The organism is Kitasatospora sp. NPDC059160 (genome assembly GCF_042755465.1).
In the GTDB taxonomy this organism is placed as follows: Bacteria; Actinomycetota; Actinomycetes; order Streptomycetales; family Streptomycetaceae; genus Kitasatospora.
In genome coordinates this window covers 1-25920 of the sequence record NZ_JBHZCN010000127.1, presented here as the reverse complement: position 1 = coordinate 25920, position 25920 = coordinate 1, and the positions used below count along the sequence as shown (strand labels likewise).

The window sequence follows — 25920 nt, the reverse complement described above, 5'->3', positions numbered from 1 at the left end:
CGGGCCAGCCGGCTCTTTGTGCTACTCTGGCCGGTTTCCTGGGGGCTGCCGGCCGGACGCTGAGAGCCGGTCAGCGGTAGGACTCGCCGGTGGCCAGGAGCAGGCCCACGTCGTAGCGGTTCGCGGGGCCGCGGTTCTTGGAGCCAGGCGGGCGCCCGGGGGTCGGGCCGACGACCGCCGTTGTCGGTGGCCCCCAGTGGCCTGGGTAGCGGTCCCGAGAAGACCACGAAGGCCCCGGCGAGGGAAGGGGCCTTCGGTGCTGCTGCGGCGCCCCGACCCGCTCGGGGGCTCGGGCTGGGGCCGCCAACCACCACCATGCCGGTGGTGCCCGCCGACGGCGCGCCAGACTAGGCCGTGGCGGAGCCCGCCGGGGAGGTGTGCTCGGCGGGGCGGGTTCCAGGAGGGACGGGCACCTCTCGGATCAGGGTCCACGGCTTGTGGCCGTCCTTGTGGCAGACGATGCGCAGGCGCAGCGGGTGGTCCAGGTAGCGGCGGGCCCAGGAGTTGATGGGGTCCTTGTCCCAGGCCGGCCGTAGGCTGAGCTCCAGCGCGCGGACGGCGCGGTGGCCGAGCCCGAGGCCTTCAACGGTGGTGGTGCGGCCGGGGGCGGCGACACCGTCGACACCGGGGCGCAGGCGCAGCGGTCCCCAGATCACCTGCGCGAGGTCCTCCGCCGTGGGTCCCGTCGGCCCGGGCAGGTGGCTGACGCCCTTCTCGTCCAGGATCTCGACGGTGATGCTGTCGAGGTCGTCGAGGCCTTCGGGGCCGTCGAGGTCCACGCTCAGGAGCCAGTGGTTCATGTTCTGCTGCACGAGGCGGATGTCGAGGTCGGGGGTGAGGTCCCGGTGCCAGCGGTCACGTTCGATGCTCTCGACGCGCTCCGCGGCGGCTGCCGACCGGTCGGCAGCCTTCCACGCGAACACCGCGACCAGCACGCTGACAGCGGCCGCCACGGCGGCTATCCATTCAGTCATGGCGCCGGACAGTAGCAAGGGGAGCTGACAGTGTGACGTGCATTTTTGCCCGCCTCCACCCGGAGTCGACCCGCCGCCCACACTGTGCGGCTAGGCCGTGGCGGCGTCGGGCTCCCGGGTGGGCTCAGCGGCGGGCGTGAGCGGCTCGGCGGTGCCGGAAGGCCGGGCAGCAGAAGGCGCAGGGAGCGCGGGCGGGCGCGGCCGCGACCTGAGCAGTGCACGGTCAACTCCCGATGGCTGACAATCCCCCACCCGTCGTGCCGAGGTTGCCGTGCCGGGTGTAATGCCGCCGGATCGGAGGGATGCCGTCCCCCGTTCGGCCTACGTGCCTTGCGGGGGCGGCATCCGGAGTACCGTCCTGAGTTGAGTGGGAATCAGAACGGAGACCGGTATGCCTCTGAACAGCGAATCGATCGGTTCGCGCGTGAGGATTGCCCGAAACGCCGCTGGAATGACGCAAGTTGAGCTTGCCGACTTCCTGGGCCGGGCCGAGTCCTGGGTGGCCAACGTCGAGAGCGGGCGGTTGGCCCTGGACCGGTACAGCGTGATCACCGCCATCGCCGAGTGCTGCGACGTCGACGTGGTGTGGCTGCTCGGCCAGCCGTACAGGCTCCAGCACGGAGTCGGCGGCATCGCGCATGCCCACGTCCCCGCGATCCGTACCGGGGTGCGCCGGGCCGGCTTGATCCTGTCCGGCCACCCGGGTCTCGTCCCGCAGGGCGGCCTCGTCGGGCTGGCGGACCTGCGAGAGCAGTCCCGGCGGACCAATGCGGCGCGGCAGGCTGCCAACTTGCCCAAGGTCGCCACCCTGCTCCCGCCCCTGATCGAAGACCTGAACACGGCCGTGCTGACATTCGAGTCCGGCGGAAGCCGGGACGAGGCCCTGCGGCTGCTGGCCGACACGTGCCGTACGGCCAGGATGTGCCTGAACCAGCTGGGGTACCCGGATCTGGCGTGGTCGGCGGCGGAGGTGGCCGCGGGAGCTGCGACCGCCGTTGACGATCCGCTGGAGCGGGCGGCCGTCGCGTGGGACCGGTGCGGGGCGCTGCTGCACCAGGCGTCCCCCAGGGAGGCCCTCGCCGTGGCCGAGGCCGCCCTGCGCGACCTGGAGCCCCACACCCGGGGCGTGGTGGCCGGGCGGGAGGCGGTGTCGCTTCGCGGAGCCCTGCACCTGCGGTGCGCGATTGCCCACGCCCGGGCCGGCCACGGGGCGGAAGCGTGGGCCCGGGTCGATGCCGCGCTGGAGGATGCCGACCGTCTCGGCCCCGGCTGGTACGACCTCGGCCGGCACACCGTGTTCGGGCGCGGCGTCGTCGCCGTCCACGCGGCGGAAGTCGGTGTCGAGGTGGATGAGCCGGGCCGGGGCCTTGCCCACGTGCCGCAGGTCGACATCAACGAGGTCCCGTCGAAGGAGCGGCGCACCCACTTCGCGATCGACGAAGCACGGGCGATGCAGCGGATGGGCCGGCACTCGACCGCGGTGGTCAAACTCAAGGAGGCCGCCACCGCCGCGCCGCACTACGTGTTCGCCGACCCGATGAGCCGGGCCCTGGTCACCGAGCTCGTGCAGGTGGGGGTTCCGTCGCAGGCCGCCGCTCTCTCCAGCCTCATCCGCAACATGGAGCTGGTGCACTAACTCACCTTTCCACCCGAACAGTTGACGCCCCCTAGAATTCCTAGGGGGCGCGGCACGGCAGGGCTGCCAAGCTCATGGGGTCACCAGATGTGAATGTGTGATCACCGTGGGAGAGACTGGCAATGGAGCTGATCAACACCCGCCGACCGAACGACGCCGTCACGGCCTACTCCGCCCTCGGCTGGGCGTTATCGGTCGGACACCGCTACAGGCCTCGGCAGGGCTGCACGTGCAACAACCCGAACTGCCCCATGCCGGGTGCCCACCCCCGGACCGGCAGCCCCGCCGTCAGCGACCCCGAGCACGTCATCGAGGAACTGGAGAAGGCGCCCGGCGCCGGACTCCTGGCCACCACCAGCATGTTCGACGCCCTGGTCTTCCCGCGGACCACGGGCATGGCCGCGATAGTCAACCTGGAGAAGATCGCCCAGGTGCCGTGCATCGTCACCGACGAGTCGGTCACCCTGCTGATCCTTCCCGCCACCGGCCGCTACGCCAGAACGGTCGGAGCCGACGTGAGGATCCGCTCCGGCCCGGACGACTGGATCGCCCTCCCGCCCTCGCACGGCACCCGCTGGGACACCCCGCCGTGGGTACTCCAGACTAACTCCCCGGTCGCACTGCTGCACGGCGGCGACATCGGGCGCCACCCTCCGCAACACCATCTCGCAGGCGCTGCAGAACAGCGCGGAGACCGCCGGTCCCGGCATCTCCGTGGTCATCGCGGCCCTGCGCGCAGACACCGTTGTGCGGAACGCCCGGCCCCGGCCGGTCGTCGGCACGTTTCCCGTGCGCCCGGTGCTGAGCAGCCGGATACCGGCGGCGTGAGCACCACCCCGTAGACCTCCGGCGACGGCCGCCAGCCCTTCCCGGCGCGGCCGCCGCCGGACTCCAGAACGCCCGCCTGGGTGCGGCGGGCAGCGGAAGAGCGCACGCCCTACCGTGCCTTGCTCACCGCGCGGCCCCGCGGCCGCCACCCCCTTTCCCGTCGTGCCGGGGGGAGGCGGCTGCGGGGTTCCTGCCGGCCGTCGACCGTGGGGGTGGCGGTCTGGCAGGAAGAACCCGGTGGCCGAGGGTCCACCGGAACGCTGGCCCGGCCGTTGGGCGGGAGCCCTGGCCGGGCCAGCACCCCCGTTGAGACCACCCACCCCAGGACCTGGGGCGGGTGAATGAAGGCCGGGGTGCCGGGCGTCACCCCTGTGCGCCCGCACCCCGGTCGAACCGGACGACGAGGCGACCGGGGACACCGTGTTGCGCCCCGTTGTCCGTTCCGGCACGTGCCACCCGGCACGGGGTCGGCGGTCCGGGGCGGCGAAGCGTGGGAGGCGCCGTTCCGGACCACCACCACCTTGTCCACCGACTTCGTACCCGAGGAACCCCGTGAGCGTCGGACCGACCACCAGCATCCTGCTCAAGGCCGCCGAGGTGGCCCGCCGTCAGCGGATCACGGCCTCCTACTCGGCCGTGACCAAGGCCTGCGTGGACACCGGCGACACCGCCGACGGGGCCGAGCTGGTCAGTGAGCACCCGGACCTCCACCGGTGGTCGCTGCCCGCCTCGGACGCGGTGGCCCTTGTGCACACCAGTCTGGACGATGCCTGGGCGCTGCTGCGTGGCGCCCAGCTGCTGGAGCAGCAGCCGGTGCCCGTCGTCCGTCCGCACTACAGCCACGTCCGTACCCACGGGGCGCGCGCCGTGACCTTCTGGCACCAGCCTGGGCGGCGCCACGGCGACCCCGCGGTGAGCGCGTGGGTGACCGCCGCCGTCCACGGCATCCACCCCAAGTCGGCGCTGTGGCTGGAGCCCCACGACCCGTTCGACGGCCTGCTGGACGCGCTGGCCGACGCCGACGTGGACGAGGCCGGCCAGTGGTTCCTGCGCGAACACGCCGCTCGGCTGCGCGAGGAGTGGGAGCGCATCGTGTGGCCGACCCCGCCCACCGTCATCCTCGGCGACACCCGTACGGCGGCCTGCTACGACGACGGCCGCTGCCCGCGGCTGCTCCTGCGACGCCCGCTGCGGCTCGGCCGCCGCGAGTGGGACCTCGTCGCCGCCCGCTGGCGCACCGAGCTGCTGCGCGGACACCCCGTCGACCTCCACGCGTACACGACGGCCTACACCTCCCGGGCCCGGCCCGACCTCGTGCCCTACGACCAGATCGGCGCCTGGCCGGACTACCAGACCGTCCGGGACGTCGTCGTCCTGACCGCCGTGATGGAGACCGTGCGCCGATCCCGCCTCTACGGCACCGCCCGCCAGCGGGCCGCCCACCAGATCGCATGCCTGCGCGGCGCCCACCAGCTCCCGTGGAACTGGGGGCAGCGGTGACGACCCCCGAGACCTCCGACACCGTCGGCCTCGTCCAGCTGCGCGCCGGCTACCCGCCGGCCTGGGTCCACCGGCCCAACACCGACCCGGTTCCCGGCCCGGTGTTCAGCCCGCCGTCGGCCCGCACCGTCGGCACACTCTGCCGGGTCTGCTGTACGACGGTCACCCTCAGCTCGTCCGAGGCGAGTCTGCTGACGTGGCTGGCCGCCGACCTGTCGACCGACCAGATCGCGCGCCGCACCTACGCCAGCGTCTCCAGCGCCCTGGCCGAGCTGGGGATGCTGGCGTGGGCCCTGGGGGCCGAGACCTGGCCGCAGGCCGTCGACCACGCCTGCCGGAGCGGCCTGCTCTGCCCGCAGCCGACCCGCCTGACCCACCCTCTGCCCGGCCGGGACCTGGAAATCGTCCAGAACCAGGCCCACGGCCGCGCCGTCTCGGAGATCGCCGAACGGCTCGGCCTGCGCGAGGGCAGCGTCACCCACTCCCTCGCCCGCACCCGCCGGACCCTGGGCACCTCCGGCAGTCCCGCGGCCGTCTACCGCCTCCACGCCGCGCAGCTGCTGCACGCCGCCCCGTTCTGCCCCCACTGCCCGGCCGGGAGCCCCACGTGACCACCACCCAGGAGAACACGGCGCCCGATCCGTACGAGAGGGTCGAAGGCGACCCGTGTCCGACCTGCGGGGAACGGATCGCCCTCACCTGCCGCCAGCACAGCGTCCTGCTGCTCACCGCCGTCGGCCACGACATCCGTAGCATCGGCCACAGCCTGGGCTGCGGGCACCCCGTGGTGGCCCGGGAACTGGCGCGGATGCGGAAACTGACCGGTGCCCGCACCAACGGCCAGCTCGTCCTGACCGGGGCCCGCGCCGGACTCGTCCCGCCGCTGGTGCCCGACCGGCCCCCGGGATCACCGACGGCCCCGCAGCTGCGTCTGTTCGTCCTGCTCGGCGAGGGCCAGGCCGTCGCCGACGCGGCGGACGCGGCCGGCATCAGGCTGGAGGCGGCCCGTCGGCTGCAGTACGCCGTCTACCAGCGGCTCGGCGTGCGACGCCTGGCCGCGGCCCTCGCCATGCTGCACGCGATCGGCGCGCTGGAACACCACCACCCCTGCCCGAACCCGGCGTGCGAGCAGGCGCGCCGGACCCGCGAGCAGCCCGAGCACGAGCGGCAGGCCGCCCGGGACGCGGCGCTGCGGTGGGCCGACCAGGTCACCCAGGCGGCCGCCCTTCGCGGCGACCTCCGGCGCGGGCGCGCCGAACTCGCCCGCATCGTGGCCGAGCTCACCGCCGGCCAGGCCGAGCTGGAAGCCTGCCGCACCGCCGCCCGGCAGGCCCGAGAGGCGCTCCGGCAGACCGAGACCGACGCCGGGACCGTCGGCGGCGAACTGCGCGAGATCCGCCGCGAGCTGGCCGCCGCCGCCGACGACGTCGCCCGGACCCGGGACGACGCCCGCCTGCTCCAGCACGGCCAGAACGGACTGGAGCAGGGCTTCGAGGAACTGGAGGCCGCCCGCGACCGGCTCGTGACCGGCTGGGTCCAGCTGGCCGCCGCCAACGAACAGGCCACCCGCGCCCAGCCCGCCCCCGCGCGAGCGCCCATCCCCCCGCAGGACCGGGCCTGGCACCGGCCACCGACCACACACCGCTGAACGAGACGAGGCCCCACATGCTCTTCACCCTGCCGGGCGGCACCACGACCGAACTCCTCCTGCCCCCCGCCACCGAACTGCTCACCCAGGACCCCGCCGGCATCGCCGTCCCCGAGCGGCTGATCACCGACGGCTGGCTCACCCCCGCCACCGGCCAACTCCTGCACCTCCTCGACCACACCGCCCCCCACACCCCCGCCCTGGCCGCCGGCTCCCACACCACCCCCGGGCACACCCTGCTGCTCCTGGCCGACGCCGCCAAGGGCCAGCCCGCCCTCTACCTGCGCCTGCCCGACGGCACCCCGACCCCGCCGAGGCCCGCCGACCACACCAGCGTCCTGCTGCCCCTCACCGGCACCCTGGACCTGGCCCTGTTCCGCCACCCAGGCGACGTCGACCAGCGCCGGCCCCAGTACCTGCGCACCCTCAACCCCGGCCAGCTGGCCGTCCTCCACGCGGGCGCCACGGTCGAACTCACCGGCCCCGCCGACGGCGTCCAGCTCGTCCTGACCCACCACCGCCTCACCGCCCCCGACGCCCGCCCGCTCGACGAGGCCGACTACGAGGTCGCCGTGAAGGGAGCCCGGGCCCGCCTTGCCCGCCGCTTGGACGGCCTCCCCCACTGGCCCTTCACCCGGCCCGAGGACATCCCCGGCCTGCTCGGCGCCGACCTGCCCAAGATCCACGCCCAGCAGGACGTCCTCCACTACCTCGCCGTCAACCGGACCTCCCTCTCCTACTTGGTCACCACCGCCGTCTACGACTACCAGCGCTACGACGCCAGCCGCACCACCCCGCTCCTGGACCGCGTCGTCCTGTGCCTGCGCCCCGAGCACGGCTTCGAACTCCACCTCAACACCAACCACCGCCCCGACCACCACCTCCCGCCGCGCCACCACGCCCACCCCCACGGCGCCCGCGTCCTCACCGGCGGCTACCTCCACACCGTCCACACCCGCACCGACGGCTGGAACACCGGCCCCTTCACCGCCGACCAACTGCGCCCGGCCGTCACCACCACCGAACTGCCCGGCAGCTCCTACACCCTGGGCACCGCCCTCGCACACCGGACGCTGATGCGGCCCGACACCACCACCCTCACGCTCCGCGGCCCCCGCACCTCCACCGCGCACGCCGCCGACGGCCTCCTCCCGCCGGACACCGAACGCCCCATGACCGACCGGGAACACCACGCCCTGTACGGGGACCTCGCCGCGGCCGGCGTCATCGATTCCCAGCCGCCCAGCCGCTGACCGCCACCAACCCGCCACGACCGATCGGACCGACCGGCATGCCCCCGTTCCACTCCGACACCGACCCGCTCTTCCCACCCGGCCGCTTCGCCTACGGCCAGGCGGCTGTCTGTACCGACCCGCACGGCGACATCTGCGAGGTCAACGACAACCCCGACGACCAGCTGGGTCGGAAGGGGCCGACGGGGCGCGCCCGCACACGCCGACCCCCGCACCAGGGCGCCCAGGGCGCCGTCCGGGGCCTGCCCTGTCCGGGCTGCCGCACCGCCCTCGCCCTCACCCGCGGTGAGCACACCGTCCTCGACGCCGTGGCCCGAGGTGCCACGACCGACGACATCGGCCACCTGCTACGCCCTGGGCAGGACACCGGCAGCCAGGGCCTCGGGTCCAGGGCGATCCACGACGTCCTGCGCGTGCTCGGCGCCACCAGCCGCACCCAGGCCGTCGACATCGCCTGCCGCGCCAAGCTGCTGACGCCGCCGTACCTGCGTCCGCCCGCCGGCGGCATCGCGGCGCCGCAGCGCAGCACCGCCGAACTCCTCGCCGCAGGCCTGACCTACCAGGAGATCGCGGAACAGCTCGGCCTGCCCGAACGCACCATCCGCTCCCGGCTGCGCCGGCTGTTCGCCGACCTCGGCGCCACCGGCGGCCCGAACGCGATCTGGAGCCTGCACGCCATCGGCGAGCTCCCGGCCCACCACCCCTGCCGCTGCCGGACCCGGCGGTGAGCGCCGTGCGCCCGCGGGCCCTACCGGGTGAGCTCGACGGCGGCCAGCGCCGCACACGCCTGCACCGCCACCAGGTCGCCGAGCCGGATCGGGGCGGCCCGCAGCTCGCGCTCGCAGCGCCGCGCGCGCTCGAACAGCAGCCGCTCCAGCCGGGCGCGGGTCTGGAGGACGGCCCGGCCGGGCGGGGCCTCACCGACGGCGCGCAGTGCCATCCCGGCCGAGCGCAGCGACAGCGTGACGTGGGTGTAGTGCGCTTCGGCGAGCTCGCCGCCCGGCACGGCGTCCTGCCCTGCGGCGCGCCGCTGCCAGGACCGGGCGACGGCCTCGGTGATCGCGGCGGTGTCGGCGGCCGCGCGGGCGAAGGCACCGTCCAGGTGGCCGGCTTGCTCCATCAGCCGCCGTACCTCGGCCACCTCTCCGGTCAGGGCCTCGGCCAGGACGGCGAGCGCCACCGGCGGGGAATCCCCGAAGGCGACGGCGCTGTGCCAGCGAGGGACCTCCGGCAGCAGGGTGAGCGTGCCGTGCCGAGCGGCGTAGTGGGTCAGATGTGCGCCGAACGCCGGAGCGCCGGCTTCGTGGTCGCGGATCACGAGTTCCCCCACCGGCGGCATCCGATGGACCCCGGGACCGAGCACCGGCCAGTCGGCGACGTCGCCGTTCGCGCTCTCGGCGACCGGCAGGCCGTGCCGGGCGGCGACGGCCGCCAACTGCCCGGCCAACCCCGCCACCTCGTGGGAGGCGACCTACTGGTACTTGGCGGCGATGTGGTCGAGGACCCGGGCCAGAGACCGGGAGCCAGGCCGCCGGTCGCGCTCACCGTCCACGTCGGCGATCAGCAGCTGTCGTACCTCGCCCAGGGCCTGCTGGGTCGGCCGGAGCAGCGTCAGGGCGGGGCCGCCCTGCTCCTGGAGGGCAGCGATGAGGGTGCCGACGGTCTCCAGGATGGCGATGGCCGCAGCCGGCGGCAGGGCCCCGGCAGCCATCACCACGTCCACCAGGGTGCTCGCCGCCGTGGTCGCGGCGCAGGTCGCCGCGTCGATCCGGGCGTGCTCGTCGCTCATCATCTACTGGTCAACGAGCTGCTGCCCGCCCGGTCACGGCCGTGCGTACCGGCGCGGGCCTTCGTGGGTTCTGCGCTGTCGGCGGAGCAACGCTCCGGCATCTCCGTGCGCCCTTGGCGGCGGCCGTGTCGGGGGAGGTCACCGGGAGGGCGCGGTGGTGTAGAAGACCTGGTCCTGGCCGTACTCGACGAAGCGCTCGGCGGCGAGCAGGCCGAGCTTCTCCAGCAGCCGCCGGGAGCGGGTGTTCGCGGCCTGGGTGCACCAGCGGACCACGGCGCCGACGGCCTCCGCCGCATACCCGCGGCCTGCGTAGGCGGGGAGGAACTCGTACGAGACCTCGGCCCGGTCCGCGGCACGGTGGTCCGGGTCGAGCGTTACCCGGCCCACCGCCTGGCCGGCCCCGGTGAGGACGACGGTGAAGTGGCCGCGCTGGCTCGCGGCGTCGGAAAGGCGCCGGTCGAGCCGGTCAGAGGCAACAGGGCCGCCCAGGAAGCGGCGGACCTCCGGGTCGGTCCACAAGGTGCGAAGAAGTGGAGAGTCCACGGGCTCCACGGGGCGCAGCAACAGCCGGGGGGTGGCGAGCTCGGTCGGCCAGTGAGGGTGGAGCCACTTCGCGTCGGCGGTCATGCTGCTCCAGGGGGCGGTGGTTGTCGCTCGGGGCGGTCGGACCCGCCCGGCCCGGGTCGGTGCCGGTCACACGGGCGTGCGGAGCAGGAGAAGGTCGAGCTCCGGTCCGTTCGGTCCGGCGCGGTAGGGGCCGGCGTACTGGTAGCCCAGGCGATCGTAGAGGCGGCGGGCGGGGTCGTTGCCCGGCATCGCGAGGAGCGACACCCATTCGGTGCGCAGCGCCTCCAGCAGCGCGGCGTGGAGGTGGGTGCCGACGCCTTGGCCTTGCCAGCCGGGTCGGACGGCGAGTTCGCAGATGCCGGCGAGGGAGTCGGTGTCGCGGGCGTCGGGGGTGATGGCGGGCAGGAGCTGTTCGCCGTACCAGTAGGCGGGGGAGCAGCGGAAGCCGTACCCGAAGCCGACGATCTGGCCGGCCGCGAAGGCGGCGATGAGGGTGAACTCCTCGTGCCGTGCGTGTCCGCTGATCTGGTGGCGCAGGGACTCGGGGGTGAGCCCGGCGCGGGCGACGTCGTCGTGGCCGGCGTGGGCCTCGGCCCAGACGTCGGCCAGGGTGTCGAGCAGGATGGCGGTGTCGCTGGGACCGTAGCGCCGGACGACGAGCGGCGTGGCAGGGGTGTTCATGCGGGCCTTTCAGGCTGCGGGGACGACCGTGCGGTGGGCGTCCAGGTAGTGGGCGACGCACGGCACTGCCCGGTGCGCGCGCAGGGTGCTGGCGAGGTCGCGTAGCGAGCGGACGAGGCGCCCGGAGCGGACGTCGGGTAGGTAGGCCAGCGTGCGGTGGCCGGCGTCGACGGCGGCGTCGAGGTCCGGCTTGGCACCGCGGGCGTGGTGGGCTGCGATGTCGGCGGTGTACAGGGCTCGGTTGCGCGGGTGGCCGTTGGCGAAGAGCATCACGGCCTGCTCGGCACCGGCCGCGGCACGGTCGTGCTGCCCGAGGTCGGCCCGGCACAGGGACTCCAGCCCGGCCAGTTCGGCGGGCACGAAGAAGGCGAGCCAGTCCGGGTCGCAGTCGCGGGGCCCCTTGGAGTAGAGGTCGTACGCCCGGACCAGCGCCTGCTCGGTGAGCGACCGGTCACCTTGGAGGGCCCAGCCGCGGGCCTCGCGCATGGCCAGCAGCGACAGCCAGCGCGGCGAGCCGAGTGCCGCGGCTGCGTGCTGCGCCACCTGGGCGTTGGTGACGGCCTCTCGGGGCCGGCCGGTGGCGTGGGCCAGCAGGGACAGGCAGGCCCAGGCGTGGGCCTCAAGGCCCGGGTCGTCGGCCTGGCGGGCGCTGGCAAGCGCCTCGGTGTAGAGGGAGCGGGCGTCGGATGGACGCTCGGCGTCGAGTGCGAGCCAGCCGGCGGCCACCGAGAGCATGCCGGTCGCGGTGTGGAGCTCGCGGCCCAGCGTTTCGCTGTAGCGGCCGTCCGCGAGCCAGGTGTGGGCGGTCTGGAGCGCGGTGGCGGCCTGCTCCGCGAGGTTGGCGGAGCCGTGGTCGCGGTCCTCGGCGTACAGCGTCTGCTCGGTCCGGGCGAGTTCGTCGAGGTGGTCGCGGCCCACGGCCAGACGGGAGGTGCCAGAGTCCGGGACGGTGACGGCGACCACGGCCGCCCCGGCGCCCAGGAGGATGCTGCGTCGGCGCATGTCGTCCTCTCCATCGGTGCGTGGTTCATCGGTGTGCGGCGTCGCCTTCGTTCCTGCCCGGCGGCCGGGCGGGGTAAAGCCGAGTTCCTCGGCTGTGCGGCCGGTCACCCGGTGCAGCAGCCGGCGGTACCGGGCCTGTGGCCAGGCGGTGTCGCCGTCCTCCCAGGTCGCGATCGTCCGGGCCACCAGGAGGACCGGGTCGCCGAGCTTGACCGATTCGGTCACCAGGAACTCGGCGGCCTCGTTCCTGCTCATGCCCCACTCGACCTCGCGGAGCCTGCGGAACGTGCTGTTCAGTTGGCCCATGACCGCCCCCTCGGAGTCCACGAGCACCGTGCCTACACCCTGACGGTAGCGATGCGAGCACTCTCCGCGACAGAGTCGCAGCGCTGGAAATTCGGATGGCGTCCGCGATTTTCATCCGAATTTCCAGCCGTCTGACATCGCTTCATCGCCGCCGCCACCGGTTTCCTGGACCCACCGCAGCCCGGGAAACCCGTACAGCGGGTGAGCCCTCGACAAGGCTCGTTCGCTCCAACCTTGATGAGGACGCTGGGCCCGCGTTCGTATCCGGGCCCGACCGGCTCCGCAGTCGTTCCCCGCCGCACCTTTCCCGAGAGGGGACTGGCATGCCCACATCACTATGGATTCCGGGCCAGCGCCGCCGACAGCCGCAAGCGCCCCGCCCGAGGCGCCGCCCGATGCGCCTGCTGGTCGACGGCCTCGACGGGTCCGGCAAGACGACCCTGGTCGACGCCCTGCTGGCGATGATGGCCGAGCACGGCATCGAGGCGCTGCGTCACCGCCGGATGCTCGCCGAGCACCACCCGCTGGACAAGCCCCTCAAGCGGCTGAACCTCGGCCGCCAGTACCGCTCCAGCGGCGTCACCGGCGCCTACCTGGCCGCCGGCTTCGCCCTCGACCGGCTGCTGGTGTCCTTCGACCCGCCCCGTTGCGGCGACGCGGTCCTGGTCCAGGAGGGCTACGTCGACCGCACCATCGCGGTCGGCCTGGCCGGCGGCCCGTTCCTTCCCGCGGTGCTGGCGCTGTGGGCCTCCCGGTACTTCGTCGCCTTCGACGTCGCCGTCTACGTCCACGCCGACGTCGCGGTGCGGCGCGAGCGGATGGCCGCCCGGGAGCACCTGGACCCCGGCGACCGCAACAGCATCGACGACCCGGAGTTCGCCAGCAGGTTCAACGCGGCGCTGCTCCACTTCCTCGGCCGGCGCCACCGCACCCTCCTCGTCTTCGACACCGCCCTGCACACCCCGCAGGAGATGGCCCGCCAGATCCTCACCACCGCCGGACTCCTGCCCAGCCCCCCGGCCGCCGTCCCCGCGGGCCCGGCCGACGCCGCCCTCGCACCGCGCATCCCGGCCTGAACCACCCCACCGTCTTGCAGGAAGGAGCACTGCACGATGCCAACCACCACACCCCGGCCGCCGCTGCCGCGCGAGGCGGAGCGCCTCGCGGACCTGATCGTGCGCCCCGGCCGGCACCCGCTCACCCCCGGGCCCGCCGAGGATCGCCTCGCCGAAGCGGCGGGCGCCGCCTCGGGCCGGATCGGCAAGGACACCGTCACCAGCCCCGCCGTGCTGCGCTCGGCCATGGACGCCGCCCGCCGCCTGCTGCACGAGCCGCTGCTGGTCAGCGTGAACCAGGAAGGCGGCCGCCTGAACGCGCTCGACTGGCCCGGTGTGGCGCAGTTGCCCGGGGCCATGGCGCTGGGCGCCGCCGACCGCGAAGAGCTGGCCGAAACGGCCGGGGCAGCGATCGCCGCGCAGCTGCGCGCGGTCGGACTGACCTGGAACCTGGCCCCGGTGGTGGACCTGGCCGCCCGGCCCAGCGCCGGAGCGGTCGGCACCCGCGCCTTCGGCGCGGACCCGGTGCGGGTGGCGGCGCTGGCGGCGGCCTGGGTGCGGGGCCTCCAGCGCGGCGGCGTGGCCGCCACGGCCAAGCACTTCCCGGGCCTGGGCGGCGTCGCTGCGGACCCGCACCACAGCGCGCCGGTGATCAACCGGCTCGCCGCCGGGGCGCTGCTGCCGTTCCGCTCGGTGGCCAGCGCCGGGGCGGCCTGCGTGATGATCGGCAGCCACACCGTGCGCGAGCTGGACGACCGCCCGGCGCTCGCCTCGCCGCGCGTGCTCGCCCTGCTGCGCGAGGACGTCGGCTTCACCGGGGTCGCGGTCAGCGAGAACCTGTCGATCCCCGCCGTCCACGGCCCGCTCGGCGGCCTGGAACAGGCGGCGGTGGCGGCGGTGGCGGCCGGGGTCGACCTGGTGATGCTCGACTCCGAGGTCTCGCGCGGCAACCACGGCCCCGCCGACCGGGCCCGTGCCATCCGGCAGCGCCGCACGGTGGTCGACGCCCTGGCCGCCGCGGTCTCCACCGGGCAGATCCCGCTGGCCCGCATCGAGGAGGCCGCCGCCCGGGTACTGGAACTGCACCACCGGTTCGGGTTCGGTCCCGACGCGGCGCTGCCCGACTGGGCGAGCGCGGATCGCGCCGCGGCCCAGGCAGCCGAGCGGATCGCCGAGGCGTCGGTCACCGTGCTGCGCGGCGGCCACCTGCTGCCGCTGGCCGGGCACGGCCGGGCGGTCGCGGCGGTGCGGGTGCCGAACGCTGGGGAGCGGCGGGCCGACAGCGCCCGATACGCCGAGGACGCCTTCCCCTCCGCGCTGGCCGCCCGCCGGGAGGTGCTGCCCGTCGGCTTCGGGCAGCCGGTCCCGCCGCAGGTCGACGCGGTGGTCGTCTACGGCTACGACACCCGCCGCCCGTCCGGCCCGAGCGCGGTCGCGATCGAGGCGAGCCGCCTGGCCACCGCCGGGCACACGGTGGTGCAGGTCGCCTTCGGTGACCCGGACGAGCTGGCCGAGTCCGCCGCCCAAGTCCTGCTGGCCGCCTACAGCCCGCACCCGGCGAGCGCCCGGGCCGTGGCCGCGACGGTCCTGCACCACGGCCAGGCTCCCGGCCGCCTTCCGGTCGGGGAGGCGAGGTGAACGCGGACACCGAGCTGGTGCCCACCGCCGAGCTGTCCTCCTTCCTGGTGCGGCTGTTCAAGGGGACGGGGATGAACCGCTCCGGCGCCCGGACGCTGACCGGCGCCCTGGTCGAGGCCGACCTGCGGGGCATCCCCGGCCACGGCAGCCGCCTGGCCCCCGGTCTGGCCGCGAAGCTGCGCGACGGCCGGCTGAACCCCCGGCCGGTCGTGAGCACGCTGCGCACCGGGACGTCGGTCGTGGCCATGGACGCCGATCTCGCGCCCGGCCCGATCGCCGCCCGCCACGCGGTCTCCGCCGCCGCCAAGCTCGCCCAGCGCTCCGGCACCGCGCTGGTGACCGTCCGGCGGGCCGGCCACGCCGGGGCCCTCGGCATCCCGGCCGGGCAGCTCGCTGACCGGGGGCTGATCGGCCTGGTCGCCGCGCAGACCTCCGGGCGCAGCGTCGCCGTCCTCGGCGGCCCCGGGACCGCGCTGCTCGGCAACCCCGCTCTGGCCGTCGCCGTCCCGGCCGCCGGGGCGCACCCCGCCCTGGTGGACCTGGCCTGCGCGTCCACCTCCTGGGGCCGCCTGCACCAGGACCAGCGCGAGCAGCGCCCGCTGCCGCCGGGGTCCGCGCTCGACCGGCACGGCGAGCCGACCACCGACCCCGCGGCGGCGGCGGTGCTGCTGCCGCCCGGCCCCAGGGCCCAGGGGCTGGCGATCGTGCTGGAACTGCTGGTCGGTGCACTCGCCGGCGGCAGCGCCCTGCCCGACGGCACCGAGGGACGCGGGCTGCTGTGCCTGGCGATCGACCCTGCCCAGCTCGGTACCGGCGACCAGCTCACGGCCGCCGTCGCCGACCTCGCCACCGCTCTCGCCGAGCACGGGGCCCGGCTTCCCGGTGAGCGGGCCTTCGCCCACCGTGCCCAGGCCGTCGTCCACGGCGTGCCCGTGGACCGTGCCGACCTGGAGCTCCTCATCGAGGCCGGGGCGCCCGCCGTCCGGCCACCGCGTACCTGGATCTCCCGTACCACCCGCTGACGGAAGGACCGATCCGTGACCACCACCCCGACCGCCCCCGCCCAGGAGCCGGCCGCCGCGCTGCTGGACGAGCTCGCCGCCGCAGGGCCGCTGACCCTGCACCGCGGCCCGGTGCGCCCGCTCGCCGCCCGCGCCCTCCAGGGAGTGCTCGACCTGGCCGACCCGTACACCGTGATCGCCGCCGCGCGGCGCCTGGCCGACGGCCCGCTGGAGCGCGCGCTCGCCGACATCGCCGACCGACGCCTGCTCCACGAGCCGACCGAGCGCCGCATCCCCCTCCAGGAACTGCCCTCCCGCACCACCACCGGACTCGCCCGCGCCCACCGCCTCGACACCGCCCAGCAGGACGCGCTCGCCTTCGCGCTGCGCGCCACGTATCCCTGGCCGAGCATCGTCGGCACCCCCGACGCCCCCTTCGCCCTCAAGGCCGAACTGCCCGAGGGCTTCACCCCGTTCGCCACGCCGGAGGTGATCGCCGCCAGCCAGGCCCTGGCCGGACCCGACGGGCTGAACACCAGCTACATGATCAGCCAGATGAAGGGCGGCATGTCGGTCGACTGCGGCGTCGGCTGCCCGCTCCAGTGCGCCTACTGCTACCGGCGCGAGGGCGACACCGCCGACGGCTACTTCGGCGACTGGGAGCCCAAGGGCTTCCTGGAGCCCGAGGAGGTCATCGACCGGCTCCTGGCCCACCCCTGGTTCACCCCGCACGTCACCCCCCTCGGGCTGCACATGTCCACCAGCGAGGCGTTCCTGCCCGTGCTGTGGTCCCGCACCTGGGGCATGCTCCAGCTGCTCGACCGGCTGGGCCTGACCAACCGGGTCTCCTGCATCACCAAGTTCACGCTGTCCGACGAGCAGATCGCCCAGCTGGAGTCCCTGACCAACGTCGACCTGGACATCCAGGTCTGCTACGCGGCGATGCCCGACGCGATCGAGCCGCCCAACCGCGAGCGCCGCCTGGGCTTCCTGCGCCGCGTCCTCACCTCCGGCCGCCTCAACGTCCTCGCCTACTACCGGCCGATCGCCGAGGGCATCAACACCACCGACGCCCACCTGCGCCACGTCTGGGAGACCTACCGCGACGCCGGCGCGCGCACCGTCGTCCTCGGCGGCCTCAAGTTCGGCGACGACCACGTCCACTCGTTCATGAGCTACGGGCTGCCGCTGCCCACCGGCTCCTTCACCCCCGGCAAGAAGCTCCTCACCTCCGCCACCGAGGCCCGGATCATGGCCATGTTCGACGAGGTGTACGCCGACGTGCCGACCGAGCAGCGCCCCGCCGTGCTCAAGCGCTCCTCCTGCGGCCGCTCGGTCGAGCGGGGCAGCCACATCCCCGACTACAACGGCCACTACGACCTGCCCGGAACGAACTGCCGGCTGCGCTGCCCCGCCGCCCAGCACCAGGTCTGCGCCTCCACCACCGAGGCGCTGCCCGACGAGGAGACGGTCCGTCACCTGCTGGCCCGCCTCGGCCGCCCGGACGCGCCGGTGGACATCACCCCCTCGACCGTCGTCGTCCACGCCCCGCTGAGCCAGTTCGAGCGCACCTTCCTGCGCCAGAACCTGCTCCACCCCGTCCACACCCCCGCGCAGGCCGCCGCGCTGCTGGCCGGACGGCTCAGCTGATGGCCCCGAACAGCGCCCCCGAGGACGAGCCGCGCCTCCTGCCCCCGGACCAGTACCTGGCCACGCCCCCGAGGATCCTGGTGTGGGCGACCCTGCTGCTCACCGACCGTCAGGGCCGTGTGCTGATGCTGCGCTCGGTCTGGGACTTTGGGATCTGGCAGATGCCCGGCGGCGCGGTCGACGGGGACGATGCGGCGGGCGGCCCGGAAGCCGCGGCCGGCCGAGAAGCCTTTGAGGAACTGGGGCTGATGCTGTCGGTCGGGGCGCCGCTGCTGATCGTCCACCAGCCGCCCCGGCCGGACTGGCCGGCCGCCGTCGGGCTGGTCTTCGACGGCGGCACCCTCCACGACGACCAGCTGGAACGGATCGTCCTGTCGAAGGAGCACACCCGCTACCAGCTGCTGACCCTGGAGCAGTGGCGTCAGACCGAGGACATGCCGCGCACCCGCCCGGCGCAGGTGGAGCTCGCCCTGGCCGCCCGAGCGAGCGGCGTCTGCGGCTACTACGTCCTCGCGCCCGACCACGGGCCGCTCGTCGGCGCCGCCCAGTCCCTGCACCCCGACGTGGCCGGGGCGCCCGCTCCCACCGTCTGAGAAGAGGACGAGTCGATGTTCACCCTGACGATCAAGACGGCCACCGTGCCCGGCGGCACCAAGCCCTCGGAGGACCGGGTGCGCCACGGAGTCGACTGGATGGTGGTCGCGGACGGCGTCACCACCACGGCCGCCGGCGTCCGGCCCCGCGGAGCGGACTACGCCGACGTCCTCGCCGCACAGACCGCGCTGATCATCACCGACCGGGCGCTGACGCTCCCGCAGATCCTGGCCGAGGCCATCACCGGAACCGCCGAGCAGCTCGGTCTCGGGCCCGAAACCGAGCCCGGCCGTACCGGGCAGGCCACGATCGCCGTCGGCCGCGCGGTCGACGGCTGGTGGGAGGCCGCCGTGATCGGCGACTGCACGGTGGCCGGCGTCCGCACGGACGACCGGGCTCCCCTGGTGCTCACCGACACCCGACTCGCGGACATCACCCGCACCCTGCCGGACCGCCGCCTCCAGGACGGGCGCCTGCTCGCGGGGGAGGGGCGGATCGGCGACGACGCCGACCGCCAGCTCACCGCAGGAATCCTCGAACGCCTCGAACACTGGGCCAACCAGCCCGACGGGTACGGGATCGCGGCCGCCGACCCCAAGGCCGGACTGGAGGCGCGGACGGCCCGCTGGCCGCTCGCCGACATCAGGTCCCTGCTGCTGACCACCGACGGCGGCAGCAGGGCCACCGACCTCTACCAGAAGCTCTCCTGGGACGAGACCGACCGGATCTGCCGCCGCAGCGGGCCCCAAGCGGTCCTCGACCTGATCCGGCGCCTGGACGGCGACGACCCCGACGGGCACGGCTGGCCGCGCCGCAAGCGGCACGACGACGCGACGATCGCCCACGCCGAGGTCCAGTAACACCCGGCCGCCCCGGCCCCGAGCGACCGCACCCGACGCCCTGAGGCAGCACGACGGCGGGGCGGCCGGATTCTCCTCCCGGCCGCCCCGCCACCCCAGACGCCGCCGGCCACTCCAGACCCGCCCGCAACCGACCCGCGAAGGGAAGCCCCACCCATGAGTGCCACCGCCACCGTCCCGAGCCGGACCTTCCTCCCGCTCGCCGAGTCCCCCCTGCTCACCCACGCCACCCGCACCGCCGACACCGACCTCGCCGTCCGCCTGGCCTGCAGCGCCGACCCCACCCCCGCGCTCGTCCGCTCCCTGCTCACCATCACCGACCCCGCCGCCGCCCAGCGCGTCACCGCCGCCCTGGAGGACCGAGACGACCTCCCGCTCGCCTCGCTCACCCTGCTGGTCGCCCACCGCCCCCAGCTCAAGGCCCCGGCCGCCCGGCTGCGCGCCGCCCTGTTCCCCGACGGCGCCGAGCAGGCATGCCACCGCTTCGCCCGCACCGTCGCCGCGCTCGCCCACCTGCCCGAGCAGATCGACCCCGGCTACCTGGCCGGCGACAAGTTCGCCGCAGCCGCGGCCGCCGCCGACCCGGACACCCTGCACGCCGTCCTCGCCGACCTGCTCACCGCACCCGCCCTGACCGGCCCGGCGGACGCTGCCCTCGGGCGCCTCCTGGAGGCCCGCGCGAACTCCGCCGCGCCCAAGTCCGCCGTCGACCGGGACGGCGAGGCAGCCCGCGAGCGCACCCGCCGCAGCCGCACCGGCGCCGAACTGGCCGCGCGCCGGACCGCGACCATCGAGGGCATCGCCGCCCACACCGGCGGCCGCACCCTCGCCGCCGAGCTGTGGTTCGACGCCCTGAGCGCCACCGCCGACACCCCCGAGAGCGCCGGCCGAGCCCTCGCGCTGGCGCTGCTCGCCCCCGAGGCCCTGACCGCCGAAGGACCGCTGGCCGACCTCCCCGCGCCGTGGCCCGGCGTCGCTGCGCGCTGGCAGCAGGTGACCGCCGCCGTCCGAGCCGCCCAGACCGAGGACGGCCGCTGGCAGCAGGCATGGGAGAACGCCGCCACCACGGCGGACGGCTCCACCTGGGATCCGGCGCAGCGCGGCCTGGTCGCCGGGTACGAGCTGCTCGCCGACCACGTCCGCGCCCTGGACACCAGCGACGGCGTGCCGGGGCCCGACGCGTGCTGGGCAGCCGACCCCACCGGCCGCGCCCTGCTGCACACCGTCGCCGACCACCTGACCGGCCACCACGGCGCGAGCCCCCTGCCGCACTTCGACGACGCCCTGCTGATCAGCTTCATCCGGGCCCACGCCAAGAACCGGCGCGACAAGCTCCCCGGCCACCTCCAGATCCACGGCCTGATCACGGCGCTGAAAGCCGCCCGATCCAAGCACCACCTGATGACCCTGGCCGCCACCCCCGACCTGGGCATCGTCGTGCCGATGCGCACCGAGGCCCACCGCTTCGCCGACGCGCCTGCCGGACACGACCCGCTCACCGCGAAGACGGCGCAGCTGGCCTGGCTGCTCGCCGACCGGCCCGCGGCCCGCGCCCACCTGCTCCTGGTCGACGAGGACCCCGACGGCGCCTCCGCCCGCGCCGCCGAGCAGATCGCCGCCGCCCACCCGCAGATCGCCGTCACCGTCGCCACCCGGCCCGACACCGCCAGCGCCAAGGGCGGCGCCGTCCTGTGGGGCCTGGCCCAGCTGCACGAGGCCGGGCACACCACCCTCGCCTACACCGACCTCGACCTGACCTACCCGCTCGACCAGATCGGCCTGCACCTTCACGCGCTCGCCAGCCCCGGCACCGCAGCGGCCATCGGCTCGCGCCGCCTGCCGGACTCGCACGGCTACTACCCGCCGGCCGGGCCCACGGCCGCCACCCGCCTCTACCAGAAGGCCGTCGACGAACTCCTCGGCCTCGGCGTCACCGACCCGCAGGCCGGGTTCAAGGCGTTCGCCGCACCCGCCCTCCACGCCGTGCTGCCCAAGGTCGCCGACCACGGCATGTCCTTCGACACCGAGCTCCTCGCCGCGCTCCAGCACTCCGGCCAGGCCCTCGTGGAAGTCGGCGTCGCCGCCCTCCACCAGTGGGTCGACGGCCAGCAGGGCGCCCCCCGCGACTACGACGTCATGCTCACCACCGTCCGCGAGCAGGCCCTGCGCCACGGAGCCGACCCCAACGCCCGGCCCACCCCGGTCTGCGACCGGATCCACACGGCCGGCTCCCTCGCCCGGGCGGCCGCCAGCACGCCCACCGACGTGGTGATCGTTCCCGCCCCACGCTGACCCCGCCGCACCACCCGCCAGGGGACGCCAGTGCCAATCGCACTGGCGTCCCGCCGAGTTGACGACACGCCAGCATCCAGCTGCGCCCACCAGCGGATTCACGAAATCGGTGCAAAGGGTGCGTAGACTGGCACGTCTACCAAGCACCGACGGAAGAGGTTCAGCGCGTGAGGGCCGTCATCGCCGCCGCCGGCATGGGCACCAGGTTCTTCCCCATCGGCAAGACCATCACGAAGGCGATGATGCCGGTCCTCGACCGGCCCGTGATCGCCTACGCGGTGGCCGACTGCCTCGCGGCCGGAGCGCGGGAGATCGCCATCGTCACCGCCCCCGGGGAAGCCGGACGCCAGATCCGCCACTACCTCAGCCACGACGGCGAGCTGGAGGCCTACTGCGCGGACCGCGGCTGGCAGGACAAGTACACCTCCGTCGCCGACATCCACCGCCAGGCGGACTTCACCTTCATCGAGCAGCCCCGCGACGAGCGCTACGGCACCGCGATCCCCACGATCCTGGCCGCCGACTTCATCGGCGACGACGACGTCCTCCTCGTCTCCGGCGACGACCTCCTCCTGCGCCCCGACGGCGGCTCCGACCTCGCCGACCTTGCCACCGCCCGCACCGCCGCCCACACCCCGGGCGCGATCGCCGCCGCCACCGTCCCCGGCACCCAGGCCGGCCGGTACGGCATCCTCAACCCACGAACCGGGCCCGGCAACGCGGTGCGGATCCTCGACACCCTGCTGGAGAAGCCGACCGTCTACGAGCGGCCCACGGCCTTCATCAACATCAGCCGTGTCCTGCTGCCCGGCGAGGCGATCCGCTACTTCGAGAAGCTGCTCCCCGCGCCGAGCGGTGAGTACCAGGCCACCGATGCCATCGCGGCCTTCGCCCGCGACCACGAGTTGCTCATCCACCCCGTCGCCGGTCAGTACCACGACTGCGGCAGCCCCGCCGGGCTGCTCGCCGCCGGCGTGGCCGCCGCCCGCGTCCAGGGCCTGAGCATCCCGGGGGTGACCGCGTGACCAGCTCCGGCACCCCCGCCGTCCCGATCCGCACCTGCGTCGCCATCGTCAACCGCGGCGAGGTCTGCCTCATCCACCGCCGCCGTGCCGACGGCGACCAGTTCTCCCTTCCGGGGGGAATCGTCGGCGCCGACGAGGAAATCCTGTCCGCGCTGCTGCGCGAGCTCAAGGAAGAGCTCGACCTCGACGTCGCCGGCATGGCCGCCCCGCCGGCCCTGCGCTGGGTTCAGGACCAGGCCAACACCCGGCCAGGCACCGACACCCTGTTCCGGCGCCTGCACCTCATCTACGTCCTCGACGCCCCGGACTCGATCCGCGACCACGTCGCCGCCACCGAGCAGGACGCCGAGGACACCACCCGCGTGGTCTGGATCCCGCTCGCCGAGGCCGCGGACCTGCACCTGTACCCCGCAGCCGGGCCCGCCCTCGCCGGGCTCGCCACCGACACCACCGTCCCCGTCCAGCTGCCGCCCATGCACGACCGGACGTACAGCTGGCGCTGACCCGCACCGACCACACCCAGGGGGACGCGGATGGCACCACGGGAACGCAGCCGCGCGGAAGTCGGAGTCGTCTCCAGCTACCTGCTGCGCCTCCTGCGCGAGAGCATCCCGTGCACCCAGACCGCCTTCGCCGAAGACGTCGGCCGCGACCTCGGCACCGTGCAGAGCTGGGAGTCCGGCCGCCGACCCCTGGCCAAGCACCGACCGACGGCGAGCACGAACAGGAGTGGCGCGCCCTCACGCTGCTGGAGGAGTGGGTGCCAGACCTCGCTCCGGCGCCACTGGAAGCGGATCTGTCCGCGACCGCTCCGGTAGTGAGCATGTCGCACCTGCCCGACGCCCCCTGCGTGGCCAAGCGGTGTCGGCCGAGCAGGTGGAGGCCGTGGCCGCGGCGCTGACGCGCATGCAGGGCCGATCCGGCCCACCGGCGGCGGGGGTAACACCCGGGTGGCCGGCGCCGGGGTCTCCGACGACCCGTCGACGCTGACAGCCACGCTCCTGCAGGTCACAGCGGTGGCGGTGTTCACGGCCGTGACCATGCGGACGACTCCGCCTACCCGCTCGGGCCGGCGGCGCCACCACGCGGCCGTCCGACACGGCGGCCGGTCAAATCAGGCCCAGGCCTCCTCGCCCGATCCCGGCCCGTTCGGGCCCCAGCGGACGTGGGCGATCCAGTCGGTGGTGGCCGGAGGGCGCCGCCACGCGGTCAGCCGGGCGGGCCGCCTTAGAGCAAACGTTCGAGTGGCCAAACGTCAGCTGCACACACCCCTCGAACGGCCTACGGTGGAGAAAGGGACAGCTCGGCGGTGGAGGTGCGCCATGGCCAAGGCGGCGACGATGGTCTGCCCGGTCTGCGGCCGGTCGGCGCCCTGGAACCCCTGGCTGGCCTGCTCGCTGCGGTGCTTCGACCGCGAGCGCCCGACGGCCGAGGAGCGACAGGCCATGGCCGAGCAGGCACCGGAGGCCATCGCCTACTTCCTCGGAATCGCGCCAGGCACACCGGCGGACGACCGCGGGTAGCCCGTGTGGCATTAACGGCTTGCAGTGGCCCCGCTTGTCCGGCCTGAGCTGGCCCCACTTGTCGGCTTGCCGGTGGGTCGCTCCGGCTTGAGGTGGCCCCGGGTTCCGGTGCGGGCTGGCCCCACTGCAGCCGGGGTGATCTTCCTGCGGTGGGCTCAAGCGACTACGTTCGCTCTGTGCTCACTTCGGAAGACGCCTCAGCATTCATCAGCACGTTCCTCGCCGACCTTGCCCTGGTGCAGGAGCCGGATCGATCCGCGTTCGTCGCGTCCGTGCTGGACTGGCGGGAGTTGGCACCCATCGCGGTGGGTCCGAGCTGGGAGCGACTGGACGGCGAACAGCGTGGAGCCACTGTGCTGGCGATGACGAAGCACGTAGCCGAGCAGATCGCGGGGCTGCCTCTGGCTGGCGCGGCCTTGGTCATCACGGATCGCGACCCTCACGACGGCGGCAAGTTCAGGGTCATGACCTCTGCCGATGTTGATGAGGAGCCGACCGAGATCACCTTCTGGGTGTTCGAAAAGTCCGACAAGGGGCTCAGGATCGGGAACGTCGGAGTCGAGGGCGTCTCCTTCCTCGGTAGGTTGCGCCCGAGGCTGACAGCCATCGCGGAAGACCGAGGCGTCGATGCGGTGCTCCGCGAACTCCAAGGCAGGATCGTGCAGCAACGGCCCGCGTGACCTGGCCTACCGGCCGGCCTGCTGCTTGGCCTTGGTCTGGGCGAGACGATAGGACTCGGTGCCGGTCTCGATGATGGTGCCATTGAAGGTGAGGCGGTCGACGATGGCCGCGCAGAGGCGGGGATCGGTGAACGTCTTCGTCCAGCCTCCGAACGATTCGTTCGAGGCGATGGCCACGCTGTTCTTCTCCTCCCGTTCCGTCAGAACCTGGAACAGCATCTCGGCGCCACGGCGGTCCAGTTCGAGGTAGCCGAGTTCATCGATGCAGAGAAGATCGACGCGTCCGTAGCGGGCGATGGTCTTGGTCAGCTGCTTCTCGTCAGCGGCCTCGACGAGCTCGTTGACCAGCTTCGCTGCGAGCGCGTATCGGACCCGGAAGCCGGCCATCGCGGCGGCGGACCCCAGTCCGATCAGCAGGTGGGACTTTCCGGTGCCGGAGTCGCCGATCAGGCAGAGCGGTTCGCCCTTCTTGACCCATTCGCAGGTGGCGAGGTTGTGGATCTGGGCGGGGGTGACGTTCGGGTTGGCGGTGTAGTCGAAATCGGAGAGCCATTTCGGACCGGCGCGAACTCCTGGAGAACCTGGAGCTGGACCGCCCGGGCCTACGAGTCCCACCGACGTGGGACTCCGTCGCCGCCGCCTACGGATGGACCCGCGAACACCAGCTGGAGGGCGTCCTCGCCAAGCGCACCGACTCGCTCTACGCCCCCGGCACACGCTCGCGCGACTGGATCAAGCTCAAGCACCTGCGCACCGCCGACGTCGTGATCGGCGGCTGGCTGCCCGGCGGCCCCCACGGCAACACCCTGCGGGCCGTCCTGGCCGGCGCCGAAGCCGCACCCGGCCGCCTGCAGTACGTCGGCTCGGTCGGCACCGGCTTCACCGGGGCCGAGCGGCGCGCCCTCGCGGCCACGCTGCGCCGCCTCGCCGCCCCCGCCTCGCCGCCCCCGCGTCGCCGTTCACCGCCGGTGGCCGGGCCCTGGGGCTGCCGCCCGGCACCGAAGTGAGGTTCGTACGCCCCGAGCTGCACGCCGAGGTCGAGTTCCTGGAGATCACCGACCGGGGCCAGCTGCGCCAGCCGGTGTGGAGGGGCCTGCGGGGCTGACCACGCCGCCGTGGCGAGTCCTGCGGAACCGGCAGCACGCAGGTAGTGACGTGAGAGGCGGGCGTGCCTAAAGTGGTGCGCCCCGATCATGCTCTACCTGGGAGGTTGTCGTCGTGGTTACTCGTGGACGCAGGGACTCGGTGTGGGGTGCGGTGCCGGACACGATCTGGGGCTGCCGGGCGGCGGACTCCACGTGGGGCCTCACCGTCGACGTCGACTCCTCCTGGGGCGGAGCCGACTCTGGTTGGAACGACCGACCGACGCCCTGAGGTACAGGAACCGAACGTCGGCGGCCGGCACGGGACCCCCGCGC

26 protein-coding genes and 2 pseudogenes are annotated in these 25920 nt (G+C 74.1%); 21 read left to right on the top strand and 7 right to left on the bottom strand.

Annotated features, from left to right (window positions below; translation table 11 throughout):
• Positions 1-347 precede the first annotated feature (347 nt).
• Positions 348-974: a hypothetical protein gene (locus ACFXOZ_RS36655; RefSeq protein ID WP_380594248.1), complete on the bottom strand. Its 627-nt coding sequence runs from the start codon at positions 972-974 to the stop codon at positions 348-350.
• A 391-nt stretch (positions 975-1365) separates the two neighbouring features.
• Between ACFXOZ_RS36655 and ACFXOZ_RS36650 the strand changes: the two genes are divergently transcribed.
• The 7 genes from ACFXOZ_RS36650 (at position 1366) to ACFXOZ_RS36620 (ending at position 8567) form a co-directional block, all read left to right on the top strand.
• A complete protein-coding gene (locus tag ACFXOZ_RS36650) occupies positions 1366-2610 on the top strand; it encodes a helix-turn-helix domain-containing protein (protein WP_380525433.1) in 1245 nt (414 codons plus the stop codon).
• A 122-nt stretch (positions 2611-2732) separates the two neighbouring features.
• Positions 2733-3452, top strand: a complete 720-nt coding sequence (locus tag ACFXOZ_RS36645; protein WP_380594246.1) for a hypothetical protein — start codon at positions 2733-2735, stop codon at positions 3450-3452.
• 538 nt (positions 3453-3990) lie between these two features.
• Complete coding sequence (locus ACFXOZ_RS36640; RefSeq protein WP_380594244.1) at positions 3991-4938, top strand: hypothetical protein; 948 nt, start codon at positions 3991-3993, stop codon at positions 4936-4938.
• Complete coding sequence (locus ACFXOZ_RS36635) at positions 4935-5549, top strand: helix-turn-helix transcriptional regulator (protein WP_380594242.1); 615 nt, start codon at positions 4935-4937, stop codon at positions 5547-5549. Before ACFXOZ_RS36640 ends, ACFXOZ_RS36635 begins: the two co-directional genes overlap by 4 nt.
• A complete protein-coding gene (locus tag ACFXOZ_RS36630; protein WP_380594240.1) occupies positions 5546-6586 on the top strand; it encodes a hypothetical protein in 1041 nt (346 codons plus the stop codon). Before ACFXOZ_RS36635 ends, ACFXOZ_RS36630 begins: the two co-directional genes overlap by 4 nt.
• A 17-nt stretch (positions 6587-6603) precedes the next feature.
• Positions 6604-7839, top strand: a complete 1236-nt coding sequence (locus ACFXOZ_RS36625; RefSeq protein ID WP_380594238.1) for a hypothetical protein — start codon at positions 6604-6606, stop codon at positions 7837-7839.
• 38 nt (positions 7840-7877) lie between these two features.
• Positions 7878-8567, top strand: coding sequence for a sigma factor-like helix-turn-helix DNA-binding protein (locus ACFXOZ_RS36620; RefSeq protein WP_380594236.1), 690 nt, complete (start codon positions 7878-7880; stop codon positions 8565-8567).
• 20 nt (positions 8568-8587) lie between these two features.
• On the opposite strand, the gene ACFXOZ_RS36615 is transcribed toward ACFXOZ_RS36620, so the two are convergent.
• From ACFXOZ_RS36615 to ACFXOZ_RS36595, 5 genes are all read right to left on the bottom strand, one after another.
• The gene (locus ACFXOZ_RS36615) at positions 8588-9286 is read right to left on the bottom strand and encodes a hypothetical protein (RefSeq protein WP_380594234.1); all 699 of its coding nucleotides are present in this window, start codon (positions 9284-9286) and stop codon (positions 8588-8590) included.
• 24 nt (positions 9287-9310) lie between these two features.
• Positions 9311-9628: a hypothetical protein gene (locus tag ACFXOZ_RS36610; RefSeq protein ID WP_380594232.1), complete on the bottom strand. Its 318-nt coding sequence runs from the start codon at positions 9626-9628 to the stop codon at positions 9311-9313.
• Positions 9629-9766: 138 nt separating this feature from the next.
• Positions 9767-10255: a GNAT family N-acetyltransferase gene (locus ACFXOZ_RS36605; RefSeq protein ID WP_380594230.1), complete on the bottom strand. Its 489-nt coding sequence runs from the start codon at positions 10253-10255 to the stop codon at positions 9767-9769.
• A gap of 66 nt (positions 10256-10321) precedes the next feature.
• Positions 10322-10876 (bottom strand): GNAT family N-acetyltransferase, encoded by a 555-nt coding sequence (locus ACFXOZ_RS36600; protein WP_380594228.1) that lies wholly within the window; start codon positions 10874-10876, stop codon positions 10322-10324.
• 9 nt (positions 10877-10885) lie between these two features.
• Positions 10886-12184 carry a hypothetical protein gene (locus tag ACFXOZ_RS36595; RefSeq protein WP_380594226.1) on the bottom strand — a complete coding sequence of 433 codons (1299 nt, stop codon included), beginning with the start codon at positions 12182-12184 and terminating at the stop codon, positions 10886-10888.
• 395 nt (positions 12185-12579) lie between these two features.
• Here ACFXOZ_RS36595 and ACFXOZ_RS36590 point away from each other — a divergent pair, with 395 nt between their 5' ends.
• The 11 genes from ACFXOZ_RS36590 (at position 12580) to ACFXOZ_RS36540 (ending at position 24502) form a co-directional block, all read left to right on the top strand.
• The gene (locus ACFXOZ_RS36590) at positions 12580-13260 is read left to right on the top strand and encodes a hypothetical protein (protein WP_380594224.1); all 681 of its coding nucleotides are present in this window, start codon (positions 12580-12582) and stop codon (positions 13258-13260) included.
• A gap of 36 nt (positions 13261-13296) precedes the next feature.
• A complete protein-coding gene (locus ACFXOZ_RS36585) occupies positions 13297-14877 on the top strand; it encodes a glycoside hydrolase family 3 N-terminal domain-containing protein (RefSeq protein WP_380594222.1) in 1581 nt (526 codons plus the stop codon).
• Positions 14874-15899 carry an Ldh family oxidoreductase gene (locus ACFXOZ_RS36580; protein ID WP_380594220.1) on the top strand — a complete coding sequence of 342 codons (1026 nt, stop codon included), beginning with the start codon at positions 14874-14876 and terminating at the stop codon, positions 15897-15899. The genes ACFXOZ_RS36585 and ACFXOZ_RS36580 overlap by 4 nt, the downstream gene beginning before the upstream one ends.
• Positions 15900-15914: 15 nt before the next feature.
• On the top strand, positions 15915-17528 hold the full coding sequence (locus ACFXOZ_RS36575) for a hypothetical protein (protein ID WP_380594218.1): 1614 nt from the start codon (positions 15915-15917) through the stop codon (positions 17526-17528).
• Complete coding sequence (locus ACFXOZ_RS36570) at positions 17528-18121, top strand: NUDIX domain-containing protein (RefSeq protein ID WP_380594216.1); 594 nt, start codon at positions 17528-17530, stop codon at positions 18119-18121. The genes ACFXOZ_RS36575 and ACFXOZ_RS36570 overlap by 1 nt, the downstream gene beginning before the upstream one ends.
• A 15-nt stretch (positions 18122-18136) precedes the next feature.
• Positions 18137-18982 (top strand): hypothetical protein, encoded by an 846-nt coding sequence (locus tag ACFXOZ_RS36565; RefSeq protein ID WP_380594214.1) that lies wholly within the window; start codon positions 18137-18139, stop codon positions 18980-18982.
• 156 nt (positions 18983-19138) lie between these two features.
• Positions 19139-21274: a hypothetical protein gene (locus ACFXOZ_RS36560; protein WP_380594212.1), complete on the top strand. Its 2136-nt coding sequence runs from the start codon at positions 19139-19141 to the stop codon at positions 21272-21274.
• A 167-nt stretch (positions 21275-21441) separates the two neighbouring features.
• On the top strand, positions 21442-22299 hold the full coding sequence (locus ACFXOZ_RS36555) for a sugar phosphate nucleotidyltransferase (RefSeq protein ID WP_380594210.1): 858 nt from the start codon (positions 21442-21444) through the stop codon (positions 22297-22299).
• A complete protein-coding gene (locus ACFXOZ_RS36550; protein WP_380594208.1) occupies positions 22296-22802 on the top strand; it encodes an NUDIX hydrolase in 507 nt (168 codons plus the stop codon). Before ACFXOZ_RS36555 ends, ACFXOZ_RS36550 begins: the two co-directional genes overlap by 4 nt.
• An 819-nt stretch (positions 22803-23621) precedes the next feature.
• On the top strand, positions 23622-23822 hold the full coding sequence (locus tag ACFXOZ_RS36545; RefSeq protein ID WP_380525471.1) for a hypothetical protein: 201 nt from the start codon (positions 23622-23624) through the stop codon (positions 23820-23822).
• Between the two features lie 176 nt (positions 23823-23998).
• Positions 23999-24502, top strand: a complete 504-nt coding sequence (locus tag ACFXOZ_RS36540; protein WP_380594206.1) for an ABC transporter substrate-binding protein — start codon at positions 23999-24001, stop codon at positions 24500-24502.
• Between the two features lie 6 nt (positions 24503-24508).
• Here the strand turns inward: ACFXOZ_RS36540 and istB are convergent.
• Positions 24509-25057 (bottom strand): annotated as a pseudogene (gene istB / locus ACFXOZ_RS36535) (IS21-like element helper ATPase IstB); the annotation flags it as partial.
• On the opposite strand from istB, the pseudogene ACFXOZ_RS36530 reads away from it, so the two are divergent.
• The 3 genes and pseudogenes from ACFXOZ_RS36530 to ACFXOZ_RS36520 all read left to right on the top strand — a co-directional run.
• Positions 25054-25233 (top strand): annotated as a pseudogene (locus ACFXOZ_RS36530) (ATP-dependent DNA ligase); the annotation flags it as partial. The pseudogenes istB and ACFXOZ_RS36530 overlap by 4 nt on opposite strands.
• Positions 25234-25266: 33 nt before the next feature.
• Complete coding sequence (locus ACFXOZ_RS36525) at positions 25267-25509, top strand: hypothetical protein (protein WP_380594204.1); 243 nt, start codon at positions 25267-25269, stop codon at positions 25507-25509.
• Complete coding sequence (locus ACFXOZ_RS36520) at positions 25506-25607, top strand: hypothetical protein (RefSeq protein ID WP_380594202.1); 102 nt, start codon at positions 25506-25508, stop codon at positions 25605-25607. Before ACFXOZ_RS36525 ends, ACFXOZ_RS36520 begins: the two co-directional genes overlap by 4 nt.
• The last annotated feature ends 313 nt before the right edge of the window (positions 25608-25920 follow it).

Excerpts from the sequence above, each read along its gene's own strand:
- ACFXOZ_RS36620 (WP_380594236.1), top strand. The coding sequence starts at position 7,878 with ATGCCCCCGTTCCACTCCGACACCGACCCGCTCTTCCCACCCGGCCGC.
- ACFXOZ_RS36590 (WP_380594224.1), top strand. The coding sequence starts at position 12,580 with ATGCGCCTGCTGGTCGACGGCCTCGACGGGTCCGGCAAGACGACCCTG.
- ACFXOZ_RS36625 (WP_380594238.1), top strand. The coding sequence starts at position 6,604 with ATGCTCTTCACCCTGCCGGGCGGCACCACGACCGAACTCCTCCTGCCC.
- ACFXOZ_RS36645 (WP_380594246.1), top strand. The coding sequence starts at position 2,733 with ATGGAGCTGATCAACACCCGCCGACCGAACGACGCCGTCACGGCCTAC.
- ACFXOZ_RS36595 (WP_380594226.1), bottom strand. The coding sequence starts at position 12,184 with ATGGGCCAACTGAACAGCACGTTCCGCAGGCTCCGCGAGGTCGAGTGG.
- ACFXOZ_RS36655 (WP_380594248.1), bottom strand. The coding sequence starts at position 974 with ATGACTGAATGGATAGCCGCCGTGGCGGCCGCTGTCAGCGTGCTGGTC.
- ACFXOZ_RS36565 (WP_380594214.1), top strand. The coding sequence starts at position 18,137 with ATGTTCACCCTGACGATCAAGACGGCCACCGTGCCCGGCGGCACCAAG.
- ACFXOZ_RS36560 (WP_380594212.1), top strand. The coding sequence starts at position 19,139 with ATGAGTGCCACCGCCACCGTCCCGAGCCGGACCTTCCTCCCGCTCGCC.
- ACFXOZ_RS36600 (WP_380594228.1), bottom strand. The coding sequence starts at position 10,876 with ATGAACACCCCTGCCACGCCGCTCGTCGTCCGGCGCTACGGTCCCAGC.
- ACFXOZ_RS36650 (WP_380525433.1), top strand. The coding sequence starts at position 1,366 with ATGCCTCTGAACAGCGAATCGATCGGTTCGCGCGTGAGGATTGCCCGA.
- ACFXOZ_RS36545 (WP_380525471.1), top strand. The coding sequence starts at position 23,622 with ATGGCCAAGGCGGCGACGATGGTCTGCCCGGTCTGCGGCCGGTCGGCG.
- ACFXOZ_RS36570 (WP_380594216.1), top strand. The coding sequence starts at position 17,528 with ATGGCCCCGAACAGCGCCCCCGAGGACGAGCCGCGCCTCCTGCCCCCG.
- ACFXOZ_RS36610 (WP_380594232.1), bottom strand. The coding sequence starts at position 9,628 with ATGAGCGACGAGCACGCCCGGATCGACGCGGCGACCTGCGCCGCGACC.
- ACFXOZ_RS36605 (WP_380594230.1), bottom strand. The coding sequence starts at position 10,255 with ATGACCGCCGACGCGAAGTGGCTCCACCCTCACTGGCCGACCGAGCTC.
- ACFXOZ_RS36585 (WP_380594222.1), top strand. The coding sequence starts at position 13,297 with ATGCCAACCACCACACCCCGGCCGCCGCTGCCGCGCGAGGCGGAGCGC.